General features: G+C 47.0%; 9 protein-coding genes. 1 reads left to right on the forward strand and 8 read right to left on the reverse strand.

Features of this window, described 5'->3' with window-relative positions:
• Positions 1-52: 52 nt before the first annotated feature.
• Positions 53-1,681, reverse strand: a complete 1,629-nt coding sequence (locus AOT11_RS19480; protein WP_017421615.1) for an ABC transporter ATP-binding protein — start codon at positions 1,679-1,681, stop codon at positions 53-55.
• A 14-nt stretch (positions 1,682-1,695) separates the two neighbouring features.
• Positions 1,696-2,196 (reverse strand): hypothetical protein, encoded by a 501-nt coding sequence (locus tag AOT11_RS19485; RefSeq protein ID WP_017421616.1) that lies wholly within the window; start codon positions 2,194-2,196, stop codon positions 1,696-1,698.
• Between the two features lie 268 nt (positions 2,197-2,464).
• On the opposite strand from AOT11_RS19485, the gene AOT11_RS19490 reads away from it, so the two are divergent.
• On the forward strand, positions 2,465-4,825 hold the full coding sequence (locus AOT11_RS19490) for a Lon protease family protein (protein WP_011081712.1): 2,361 nt from the start codon (positions 2,465-2,467) through the stop codon (positions 4,823-4,825).
• Positions 4,826-5,147: 322 nt separating this feature from the next.
• On the opposite strand, the gene AOT11_RS19495 is transcribed toward AOT11_RS19490, so the two are convergent.
• The 6 genes from AOT11_RS19495 to AOT11_RS19520 form a co-directional block, all read right to left on the reverse strand.
• Positions 5,148-6,425, reverse strand: a complete 1,278-nt coding sequence (locus AOT11_RS19495; protein WP_017421618.1) for a cytosine deaminase — start codon at positions 6,423-6,425, stop codon at positions 5,148-5,150.
• A gap of 9 nt (positions 6,426-6,434) precedes the next feature.
• The gene (codB, locus tag AOT11_RS19500; RefSeq protein ID WP_026050672.1) at positions 6,435-7,673 is read right to left on the reverse strand and encodes a cytosine permease; all 1,239 of its coding nucleotides are present in this window, start codon (positions 7,671-7,673) and stop codon (positions 6,435-6,437) included.
• 287 nt (positions 7,674-7,960) lie between these two features.
• Positions 7,961-8,863: an AraC family transcriptional regulator gene (locus tag AOT11_RS19505; protein WP_026050673.1), complete on the reverse strand. Its 903-nt coding sequence runs from the start codon at positions 8,861-8,863 to the stop codon at positions 7,961-7,963.
• A gap of 568 nt (positions 8,864-9,431) precedes the next feature.
• Complete coding sequence (locus AOT11_RS19510) at positions 9,432-10,778, reverse strand: magnesium transporter (protein ID WP_011081708.1); 1,347 nt, start codon at positions 10,776-10,778, stop codon at positions 9,432-9,434.
• A 140-nt stretch (positions 10,779-10,918) separates the two neighbouring features.
• Entirely contained in the window at positions 10,919-12,142 is a 1,224-nt protein-coding gene (locus AOT11_RS19515) for an HlyD family secretion protein (protein ID WP_017421621.1), read from the reverse strand.
• Complete coding sequence (locus AOT11_RS19520; RefSeq protein ID WP_017421622.1) at positions 12,139-12,468, reverse strand: hypothetical protein; 330 nt, start codon at positions 12,466-12,468, stop codon at positions 12,139-12,141. Before AOT11_RS19520 ends, AOT11_RS19515 begins: the two co-directional genes overlap by 4 nt.
• Between the last annotated feature and the right edge of the window lie 78 nt (positions 12,469-12,546).

Consider the following 12,546-nt stretch of genomic DNA (forward strand, 5'->3'; position numbering starts at 1 on the left):
TTCCATTGACGTTGTATGGTGAACTAGCGAGTTGGTCCTCGTTTGAGTCGATTTAAGCGACTTCTTCAATCATTGGCTCATCGAGATCAAACGACGCGCTGATGAGTTTTTTGGTGTAGTCACTTTTTGGCTGGTGGAAAATATCGTCAGCACTCCCTTGCTCCATCACTTCGCCTTTTTGCATCACCAGTACGCGATCAGACAAGGCCTTAACCACCGAAAGATCATGACTGATAAACAGATAGCCGATGTTGTATTTTTTCTGCAGATCTTTAAGTAAGTCGATGACCGTCAATTGGACAGAGCGATCCAGTGCCGAGGTGGGTTCATCGAGCAGAATAAACGCAGGTTTGAGAATCAACGCCCGTGCAATCGCAATGCGCTGACGTTGGCCACCGGAAAATTCGTGTGGATAACGGTTAATCGACGTCGGATCCAAACGCACTTCTTTCAGCGCTTCACGTGCCATGCTCATACGTTGCTGCTTGCTTAGCTCAGGGCGGTGAACCGTCAATGCTTCGGTGATGATTTCGCCCACTGTCATGCGGGGAGACAACGAACCATACGGGTCTTGGAATACCATCTGTACTTGTTTCTTGAGGTCAAAACGCGCTTTTTCACTTAACTGAGCAAGTGATTGACCTTGAAATTCGATCTCACCAGTGGAAGGCAATAAACCGATGAGCGCGCGCCCGAGTGTCGATTTTCCAGAACCCGACTCACCCACGATACCGAGTGTTTCGCCTTGTTTTAATTGCAGCGAGATGCCTTTGACTGCTTCGAAATATTGGTTTCGACTCGGTAAAAAGTGAGGTTTGACGAGAAACTTAACACGAATATCTTGCGCTTTGAGCAGCATAGGAGCAGATTCATCAACCGCTTCTTTGCTTCCCTTTGGAATGGAATTGATCAGCATCTTTGTGTAGTCGTGCTGCGGGTTGGCAAACAGCGCTTGTGTGCTCCCTTCTTCAACGACTTCCCCTTTGCACATCACCAGCACGCGATCGGCAAAATGTTTCACCACGCCCAAATCATGGGTGATGAACAGAATCGCCATGCCCATCTTGGCTTGAATCTCTTTGATCAGATAGAGCACTTCCGCTTGAACGGTAACATCTAGTGCAGTCGTGGGTTCGTCGGCAATTAAAATTTCTGGTTCATTGATCAATGCCATCGCGATCATAATGCGTTGCAATTGGCCTCCAGAAAATTCATGAGGGAATTTTGTGTACGCCTGTTGCGGATTCGGTAAATGAACGAGCTCGAACAACTCCAGCACTCGGTGTTTCGCCTGTTTTTTCGTCACCTTGCGGTGACACATCATTGCTTCTGCAACTTGGATGCCCACACGCATAAATGGATTGAGTGACGTCATTGGTTCTTGGAAAATCATCCCGATGCGATCGCCTCGGACCTTGCGCATCGCTTGTTCCGATTTCTCAAGAATCGATTCCCCTTCAAACAAAATTGATGATTCCGAATGGACAATCGCGTTATTGGGTAACAGTTTCATCAAAGCACTGGAAGAGACAGACTTGCCGGAGCCAGATTCACCGACAATCGAGAGGGTTTCTCCGGCTTGGAGATCGAAGCTAACATTCTTAACTGCATCGACGATTCCATCGTTGGTCTTAAAACTGACCGAGAGGTTGTTCACCGTAAGAATGGTTCTTGATGACATTGTAATTCCTTGTCTTAGTTAAGGACGCGAGAAGCGTGCTGTGGAGCGCTACCATTAAAAAGCTGTAGCGTTGCAAACTGCGCGTGAGCGCGGTTGACATGATCTAACTCCAGCATCCATTGCGCATTACGTTGTGCTCGGCAAAACGCCGTCATGTACGAGAGCAAATCATCGCAATGTTTGCTTAACATGGAGTGCACACGTTGAATGAGTTCACTTTGCTCAAGTGCCACAAATTGGAACAGAGCATAGGTGTTATTGAGGGTAGAAAAAGCGTCTTGATAGAGCCCCATGCGGTTATACAGTTCAGACTGCATGATACTGGCGTCACGCAATCCACTGAGCAAACAAACGAGCTGACACGGTTTGAGTTCACAGCCATGCGCGGCTGACTGAATATGGGTAGGCAAGTAAGTGAGCACTTCACTAAATAAGTGATGAGCTTCCGGCCAATGACCTTGTTCCATTAACTCTTGGGCTTTAAGAAAGCGCATCCAGCATTGTTCGATGTTCACTTTACTCTCCTGTCTAAAACGCGATTTCTGGAGTTTAAATGAAACTTATTATCAAATGCAAGTTTATATCATTTGCCTTATTTTGTTTAACAATTGCTGCATTTATGCTCACTTGCGCTGGCGTGTTGCATAAGTCACTAAAAATTCTATTATTTCCGACTAGACTTGAGGTAGTGTGGAGTAAAGAACCTCCTGAGAGCTCAATATAGCGAAGAATGGATTGAGCTAACTGGGAAGAATGACAAGAACAATAAACAAGGAGGCAGCTATGGCGATTCAAAGATTATCCGCAGCACAACTCTATTCTGTGGCTGAATTAGAACAACTGCCATGTAAGTCAACCAAGGAGTTGGCTCCGATTGACGAGATTGTGGGGCAAGAACGCGCTCAAAAAGCGGTTGAGTTTGCTATGTCAATCAAGGAAAAAGGTTACAACATCTACGCCATTGGCCAGAATGGCCTAGGTAAGCGTACGATGATTTTGCGCTATTTAAACCGCCATCAACATGACGTGAATGCATTGTATGATTGGTGCTATGTCGCGAACTTCGAAGATATTCGCACCCCAAAAGTGCTCAAGTTACCGCAAGGGGTGGGCGTTCAGTTCCGTAATGATATTGAGAAGCTGATGACCAAGTTGGTCAACGCAATGCCGCTGGCGTTTGATAATGAAATGTATTATTCACGCGCCGATAAGCTGAAAAACCAACTGGTACAAAAGCAGGAACAAGAACTCGAGCGCATTACGAAAGATGCCAAAGAAAAAGGCATTAGCCTGACAATTACCACACAAGGTGATTACCAGTTTGTCGCGTTGAACGGTGAAGAACTGCATACGGAGGAGACTTTTGATGCTCTAAGCCGTAAAGAGCAGGAGTACTTTGGAGCAAGTATCGACGAACTTGAGGTGAACCTTCGTTCGATGGTGCGTAACTTAACCGAATGGGAAGAGTCTTACAGCGAGAAAATCAAAAAGCTCAATGACGATGTCACTCGCGATGTGATTACGCACTTTATCAAGCAACTTAAGCTCGATTATTCACAATATCCAGAGATCAAAACCTATTTAACGGAACTGCAAAAAGACATCATCGAAAACGCCGATATCTTTTTGGAGGAAACGGGTGAGCAAGGTGAAGTGGCCACCGCTTCTCTTGATAAGAAACTGCCGCGCCGTTACAAAGTGAACGTGCTAGTGAGTCGCAAGACGGGTGAGTTTCCTATTGTGGTAGAAGAAACACCAAACTATCACACGCTGTTTGGCTCAATTGAAACCGCGACATTCAAAGGCACGGTATTTACCGATTTCTCCTTAATTCGTGCGGGTAGCTTGCACAAAGCCAATGGTGGTGTGCTGTTGATGGATGCACAAAAAGTGCTAGAGCAGCCGTATGTGTGGGATGGTCTAAAGCGAGCGCTTCGTTCTCGTCAGCTCAGCTTTACCTCGTTGGAGAAAGAGGTGACTCTCACAGGCGCGGTGTCACTTGATCCGGAACCGATTCCGCTCGACATCAAGATCATTTTGTTTGGTGACTATCGCACGTATCAGTTGTTACAACACTACGATCCAGAGTTCAGCGAGCTGTTCCGTGTCACCGCCGATTTTGAAGATGAAATGAAGCGTACACCGGAATCTGAACTTCAGTACGCGCGCTTTATCTCCAGTGTAGTGCACGACAATGGCATGTTGCATTGCGATAAGAAAGCCATTGCGCGCATCATTGAGCACAGCTCTCGTTTGGTGGGCGACCAAGGCAAGCTCTCATTGCATTCCGCGCACATTGCCAATTTGCTACGTGAGTCGAACTATGTGGCCAAGCAGTCTAACTCTAACATGATCCGCATCGGCCACGTTGAGGAGGCTCTGAGCAATCAAGAAATGCGAGTGAGCCGATTGCAAGATGCTGTGATGGAAGGATTTATTAATGGCACCACGTTAATTCGTACCGAAGGCAGTGCGGTGGGCCAAGTAAATGCGCTTTCTGTTTTGAGTACCAGCGATCACGCATTTGGCGCGCCAAACCGTATTACCGCCACTACTTGTTATGGTGATGGTGAGGTGATCGATATTGAACGTAGCGTGGATTTGGGGGGCAGCATTCACTCTAAAGGCGTGATGATATTGTCGGCTTACCTCTCATCGGTATTTGGCCGCAACGCTAAGGTGCCCCTGACGACGACGATTACGTTTGAGCAATCGTATGGCGGTGTGGATGGCGACAGCGCCAGCATGGCGGAGTTGTGTGCCGTCGTGTCGGCGTTTTCTAAACAGCCAAACCGACAGGATATCGCGATCACCGGCTCGATGAACCAATTTGGTGAGTCACAGCCGATTGGTGGCGTGAACGAGAAGATCGAAGGCTTCTTTGATGTGTGTGCTATCAAAGGTCGTCATGATCAACAAGGGGTGATTATTCCACGCTCGAATGTGCATAATCTGATGTTGAGACCAGATATTGTTAAAGCCGTAGAAAAAGGCGATTTCCATATTTGGGCGATTGACCATGTCACCGAAGCCATTGAGATCTTTACCGGCAAATCGGCGGGCGAGCCCACCGATGATGGCAGCTACCCAATTGACACTATCTTTGGTATTGCTCAAGCAAAACTCAACGCGCTGAGAAAGTGATAACGAATAAAATCAATATCTTATGTTTTGATTTTCTAGTAACAAAGACGGCTCCTAAGGGAGCCGTTTAATATTGAATTATTATCATTGATATGAGAGTTGTGAGTGTGACGTTGTTAGTGAATTCTGAAAATTCGCTATCTCTTTTCAGGTTCACTGGGTTGTATTAACACTAGTCTTGATTTTTTAAGTGCGCAAATATTCCACAATTTATTATTAAATTACTTAATATTTATGTGATATTGATTCCATATCAATGGGATTGAATGAAAAAATTGGCCCAATAGGCCAATTTCGTCTTCAATGGCATTTATCACCAATGTTAGCGCTGAAAAGTGACTTGCTCACGTTCACTAAGGTGGATGTGCGTTGTCGCAGGTTGTGTTTCTGCAATCACTTTACCGTGACGAACAGAGTAGCGAACCGGTACTTGGCGACGCACGGCATCAAAACCATTTTCCGCAGGAAGGATCAGTAAGCTCCCAGGTTTACCTGCTTCAATGCCGTGTTTGTCTTGAATGTTCAGCGTACGCGCTGAGTTGGTGCTGATCAGATCAAGCGAGTTGTTGATTTGGTCGTACCCCATCACTTGGCAAACATGCAGACCCATGTGCAGCACTTGCAGCATGTTTGCTGTGCCGAGCGGATACCAAGGGTCGAAGACGTCATCGTGGCCAAAACAGACGTTGATGTTGGCGTTGAGCATCTCTTTTACGCGAGTCACACCACGACGTTTCGGGTAGTCATCAAAGCGACCTTGAAGGTGGATGTTGACCAGCGGGTTCGCCACGAAGTTGATGCCTGACATGCGCAGCAAACGGAAGAGGCGAGAGGCGTATGCACCGTTGTAAGAGCCCATTGCCGTTGTATGGCTTGCGGTTACCTTGTGGCCCATGTTGAACTTGTGCGCTAACGTCGCCAGAGTTTCAACAAAACGTGACTGCTCATCATCAATTTCATCACAGTGCACATCGATCAAACGGTCGTATTTTTGTGCCAGTTCAAAAACGTAATGCAGCGACTCAATGCCGTATTCACGAGTAAACTCAAAGTGAGGAATCGCGCCAATCACATCCGCACCTAATTGAACCGCTTCCTCTAGCAACTCTTTGCCGTTCGGGTAAGAAAGAATGCCTTCTTGCGGAAACGCAACGATTTGGATGTCTACCCACTCTTTCATCTCTTCACGCACTTCCACCATCGCTTTTAAGGCAATGAGTGTTGGGTCCGATACGTCAACGTGAGTACGAACGTGTTGCACACCGTTGGCGATTTGCCACTTAAGTGTTTGCTTCGCGCGTGATTTGACATCTTCAATCGACAACGTCTCTTTGCGCTCAGCCCAACGCTCGATGCCTTCGAAAAGTGTTCCAGAGATATTCCAGCTTGGCTCACCCGCGGTTTGCGTGGTGTCTAGGTGAATGTGCGGCTCACAGAAAGGGGCGACCGCCATGCCGCCCTCGGCATCAAGAACATCACCGGTGTAATTGAGTTCGACATTGTTGTCTTCAATGCGCGTGAATTGACCATCCTCAATCAAAATTTGCTGGAGACCTTCCTGTCCTTTAAGCGTTGCATTCTTGATCAATAGTGTTGTCATGATGGTTCCTTACGCTGGCAGCTCGGCCAGTCTCTTTTTATTTAGAATAGGATTGAGAATTAGGTAGCTGATTGTGCCGCCGAGTACCGCATTGACCGGCACTACACCAGGAAGGAAGTGACCTGCGGCCACACCAATCGCTACGGCGATAATGCCAGCCCAGTTGACCGTTTGGAACTCTGCTGCGGCGAAATTGGAATAACGTTTACGGTTGATAAAGAAATCCGCAATGATGACGCCACCAATGGGTGGAATGGCAAGCGACAGGAAGGTTAACCAGCCGACAAAGTTATTGTACAGCCATAGCGCACATAACGTGCCGACCAAACCGTTCACCATGGAGATGTATTTGCTTGGCAAGCCTGTGATGTTTGAGAAGCCTAGACCGGATGCGTAAAGCGCGTTGTCGTTGGTGGTCCAGATATTCAAACCAAGCACAATGATCGCCGGGATAAGCAGACCTTGCGCAATCATCACTTCAGAGATGTCGGATTGACCAGTGACCGCTGCACCTGCCGCACCAAAGAGGAACATCAGTGAGTTACCGATAAAGAATGCCACCATAGTCACCATCACCGCGCCTTTTGGCTTTCTGCCGAATCGTACGAAGTCTGCGGTTAGCGTCCCTGCACTGATGAAAGAGCCAACCACCATTGCGAGGGCAACAGAGAAGTCCAGCGGTTGCGCAGGTTGTACTTTTTGCAGCTCTGCCACACCACCTACGCTGTTGACTGCTTCGAGCACTGAATATCCGCCGAGCAGGGCAATCGCCGGTACGGCAATGGCAGATAATATCATCAGTGCAGAGATACCGAAGTAAACCGTCGCCGTCATTAATAAACCAGAGATGACGATGAGGGTGTTGGTATCAATGCCTGTCGCTTTGTTGACTGGAATCGCAAACATGGCCACGCCAACACCAAACCAACCGACTTGTGTGCCGCCAAGCAGTGCGGAAGGAAGCCAAGAGCCTTTAGAACCAAAAGAGAAACGAGCGAGAAGGTGAGTAGAGAGACCAGTAGAAGCGCCAATGTAACCAAGAAAAGAAGTGTAAATACCGAGGATGAGGTTACCAATGAGAACAGCGAGGAAGAAATCGTTAAATGAAAGTCCAGTACCGAGTGAACCGCCTGTCCACATACTCGCGGAGAAGAAGGTGAGCCCTAACATCACCATGGTTAAAGACGCGACGCCTTTTCTGGCTGAGTTGGGAACCGGGCCCAAACTGAAGTTATTATCGGCCGCCATTTTTACCTCCACGATACAATAGAATAGTCATTATAGACCCAAATTTTGGGTAAACGGCGCGTATTATGGTGATGAAAATAAGGCTGTCAATGATGTTTTTGTTAATAAAACGTTTGCATTTTACTTTTTTGTTTTTTTATTTAATAAAAACAAACGGATGTGATTTTCAATAAATGAAAAATAAAGAGTGGTATCAAGTTTGTTTTATCGCTTGTTTTTATGAATTATCTGACATTAATACGTTTTGTTTGTGAGCATGGGTGAGCAGTCGCTCACCCACTTTCGATCTAGGCTGTGACGGCAGTGCAGAAACTGACATCCGCGTGCTGGGTCTGCGGATCATAGGAATGATACAACTCAAAGCAAGGACGCTCATCCGACTCCAAGCCACGCTCGACAAGCTGTGCCATCAACTCGTCCCATGCAGTGGCATATTGCGCGTTATCGGTAATGGTTTTACGGATGAACGCATACTCGCCGCCAGGAAAGTCTTTGATTTCGATCTCGCCATTTCCCTCTGCCTTTTCACAGTTAAGCAAGCAGATGTCCGTTCGACATTTGTCCGCAGGGGTAATCTCAGGGTTATCGTGATAAATGAAAATACAGGTGTTGCCCGCCAAACCACGCGGTCCTGCCCATTGATATAACTTTTGTGTGGCTGGTTCGTAGTTTTTGCCGTACTCACCAGTGACACGAATATAGGCAATTTTACTGGCTGGGAATGTTTGAATATCCATTGTGCTACTCCATGTTTGTGATTCCCCTCCAGTGTATGAGGGTTCTGTGAGTGCTTCGTGTCCATTCTTGCGTAGCGTGTGTCCAATCTTGCTCTCTTGCAGTACCAGAGCAAACTGTTCAAGCGTTTCACACTGTCGAATTTGTGAGGGCGTAAGTCCAAAATGCTGCCGAAATGCTTTCGCTAAGCTTTGTGAGCTGGAGAATCCATAGTCTAGCGCCACCTCAGTCACGCTGGGTTTGCTGTAAAACAGCAGATTGGCAATCTTTTCCAGTCGAAGGCGACGCAAGTATTCATTAAGCGTCTCACCAGTGACCGCTTTAAAGATGCGATGGAAATGGTAAGGAGAAAGGTGGGCCAGCCGAGCAACTTCTTCTAGATTTAGAGGCGTGTCAAAGTGGTTCTCGAGATAGCGGATCACAGGGATCAAACGTTGTTGATAATTGGTTTTCATAATCATGACGGATGGATTGCAATGATGGATTTTGAATAATGAATCTTTCGATAGCCTAAGAGAATTTGACAAAGAAAGGAAAGTGTTTCGTAGGGAAGTTAGAGCGGACAGATAAAAAAAGAGCCAACCGCAAAAGGTGCGATTGGCTTATATATATGTGAACAAATCAAGTTCACTAACAACGTCAGTTGGCTAGGTGACCCTCGGCTTAATAAGGGTCGTATTTATATAAGCAGAAAGCGTGCCAACTTTTTTTAGCGCTAAATTCCGCGTTTTTACCATGGTTTCTGTGATATTGGTTGCCTAGCTTGCTGGGGTGGTTGCAAATTGCAATTGCGTTTTGCGAATTATAATTAAAACGCTATTGATAGGGTGGTGTAATAACTAAATCTAATAATAAATCTATTTATAAATTGGGTGAGGTGTGTCGCCCTGCGAGTGTAGTGTTATGTCAGTGTGATTTGGGTTGATAAAGTCAAAAGGCAGAATAACGGAACTAAAAACGGAAGCTTCGAGCTTCCGTTTTCTTTCACCTTGAGGTCAAGGTACTAAATGCGGTGATGGCTGCCTAAAGCAAAACCAAACTGGCTGTGCCAAGAAAGGCAAAGAAACCAACCACATCTGTGACGGTAGTGAGAATCACGGAACCAGCCAGTGCGGGATCCAGATCCAATTTGTCGAGAATGATTGGAATCAGCACGCCAAACATCGCCGCGGTAATAATATTAACGATAATCGCTAATGCGATGGTTCCGCCAAGGAGAGGGGACTGGAACCAAAGAGCCGCAAGCCCACCGATGATGATCGCCCAAAGCAAGCCATTTATCGCACCGATGCCGAACTCGTTTTTGAACAAGGCAAAGCGGTTACCTGGTGTGATCTGATTGAGCGCCATAGCACGAACCATCAGTGTTAAGGTTTGACTACCGGCAATGCCCCCCATGGAAGCGACTATCGGCATCAACACTGCCAGCGCCACCACTTGCGCTATCACATCTTCAAACAGACCAATGGTGACAGAGGCAAGTATCGCGGTGAGCAAGTTAATCCCGAGCCATACACCGCGTTTTTTCGAACTTTTGATGACTGGTGCGAAGAGATCGTCCCCTTCGTCCATACCCGTACCAGCCATTAAACGCGCTTCGTAAATTTCCCTTTGTGTGGTGAGGGCAAACTGCCAATCGACCTCGCCAATCAGTGTTTGGTCTTCATCAACCACAGGAAGTGCAGGTAAGGAACTGTGCTCGACGGCTTCGACGGCTTCCGCCAGCGCCATCTTACTACTTAGCAAAATGACAGGGTCGATCACTAAATTCTTGAGTACGGTATGGCCTTCGCTACGCAAAATTTCGTAGTAATTCACAACACCCCGAAACTGTTTCTTTTTATTGATGAGATAGACTTGCTGCGGCGTGTCAAAACTGTATTTTTCCATCAATCGTTTTGCGCGATCAACGGAGATATTAAACGGTAAGGTAATGATTTTTCGCTCAGCCCAACGGCCTAGCTCGTCATCACCGTATTTGTTCGCCAAGTCGAACAGTTCAAGTTCATCTTTTTGAATCAACGACAGTGCTTCGTTGATGATCTCTTCAGGCAATGAATCTGCCCATTCGATCAACGAAAGGTTATCAAGTTTCGCTAAGGTGAGTTTGAGTTCTATCTCAGATAAGGCATTGATGACGGAATAGCGCGCGTCGGCACGCATATCGGTTAGCACATCAATGTGCATTTCCAATGGCAAAGCACGCCACAAGCGCACACGATCATCAACGGGTTGCGATTCTAAAATCAGTGCAATCGAGCCGGATTCGAGACCATGCTCGATGGAATCGTTGAGCAAAACGATCTGCTCAGCATCTTCTGCTTGTGCAATCTGCTCGATCAGTAAGGGTAGATCCTGATACTCGCTCACAAAGTATCCCCCGAAAAATAAAAACAATGAAAATTATAATGTTGGATAAGGTACTGGAAAGTGCGGGGATTTCAAAGGAGGTCGAGAAAATAAAGTGTTGAGAAGGAAAGAGGTAAGACCGCTCAGGGCGGTCTTAATGGTTAGATGGAGTAGAAAAAGTACAACTGAGACTTCATACGGATAATGATGCCGCGAATCACGTCTAAGAAAGCGAGGAAACCAATGGGTTTTTCACCGCTGACCCATGCCAAGCCCACTGAACCGACAGGCAAGTCGTAGCCTTCTGGTTCATCAATTTTTAAACGCACAAAGTGATGCTTGTTGGCGAGGTTTTTGCCTGTGGTCATGCGCACTGAGTCATCCCAACCGAGCAGGTTGCCTTGCGCTTCTCCAGTCGCCTCCACAATGCCTTCGACTTCTGCAGAGAAAATTTTTCCGGGGTAGACCGAAGATGCGAACTCCGCCATTTGTCCCGGTTTGATATTGCGAATGGCTTGGTGATTAACACGCATCAAAACGTATTTTTCGTTGGTGTACATTTGCAGCCTTGGCATCATGGAAACACGTTGCCCTTCACGCAAGATGAAGTTGGTGACAAAGCCATCGGCTGGGGCGTAAACCAAGGTGCTGTCCAGATCCCATTGCGCGCGTGCAACTTGCTCTTTCGCCTTGGCAAGATCGGCGGTGCGGGTTTCGACGGCTAACTCTGCCTTGGTAATGTCGAGTTTTGCGCGGCTTGCATCGACTTCTTTCTTCTTCAAGGACGATTGCAAGGTCGCAATGTTCTGTTTCGCCAGTTCCACCGCCGTTGTCTGCTTATCGATGTCATTCTGCGTGATGGTGTTCTTCACCACTCGGTTTTGTTCGACGTATCGCGTTAATGTTTTGGCTTGCAACTGATGATCGGCTTTCGCTGCTGCCAACTGACTTTTTGATGTTTCTAGGTCTTGCAACGCCGCCTCATAGCTCGCCTGAGCAATGGCGATGTCTTCTTGTGCGACTTTGAGAGCCACTTGCGCAGCTTGGCTTGTCACTTGGGCTTGGTTGAGCGCAATTTGATAGGGCGTGTCATCCAGTTGGTAAATGAGCTGACCTTTACTGATCTCTTGATTGGGCGAAATGTAGATTTGTTCAACTTTACCGTTGACGTTGCTGGAGTCTGGGCGCAATTGTATGTGTGGCGATTGCACCACCGAGCCGCCAGAAATGTCCATTGGCGTGAAATTGATCAATCCAACCCAAACAAACATCAACCAAGAAGCCCCCCCTAGGTACGCAAACGACTTGGTCGCTTTGTTCCAAGGCATACCCACCATGCGCAGCAAATAGATGAACAGCGCCCATACCGCTAAACCTTCAATCATTGTGCGTTCTCCTGTTGCTGGGCGTCCGTTTCGGGTGTGCCTTTCCAGGTATCACGTAAATGAATGATCGCTTTGTCCATGTCGACGAAAGCAAGGATGACAGCCAATACCCATACCCAATGCCATAAAAATCCAATCCAGGTAAGGGCGGTAATGAGGCCAATTTGATGATGATCTTTGCTGTGTGCTTTGTTGATCGGAAGCTCGTGAATCTTCCAAAAGCCAAATCCTGCTGCCGCAACACTCGCGACCAATACGACGGTTGCCATCACATGTAAGGCAGTATCCGCGCCTGTTCCAACAAAAGGGACACTAAGTAGACTCATTCATTTCTCCTTTAATCTTTTCGCGTCATTGTGATCAGGATTTGAAAGTCGTCTTTCTTTGTGACAGATTAATTCAAA

The sequence above is a fragment of the Vibrio vulnificus NBRC 15645 = ATCC 27562 genome, from assembly GCF_002224265.1.
In the GTDB taxonomy this organism is placed as follows: Bacteria; Pseudomonadota; Gammaproteobacteria; order Enterobacterales; family Vibrionaceae; genus Vibrio; species Vibrio vulnificus.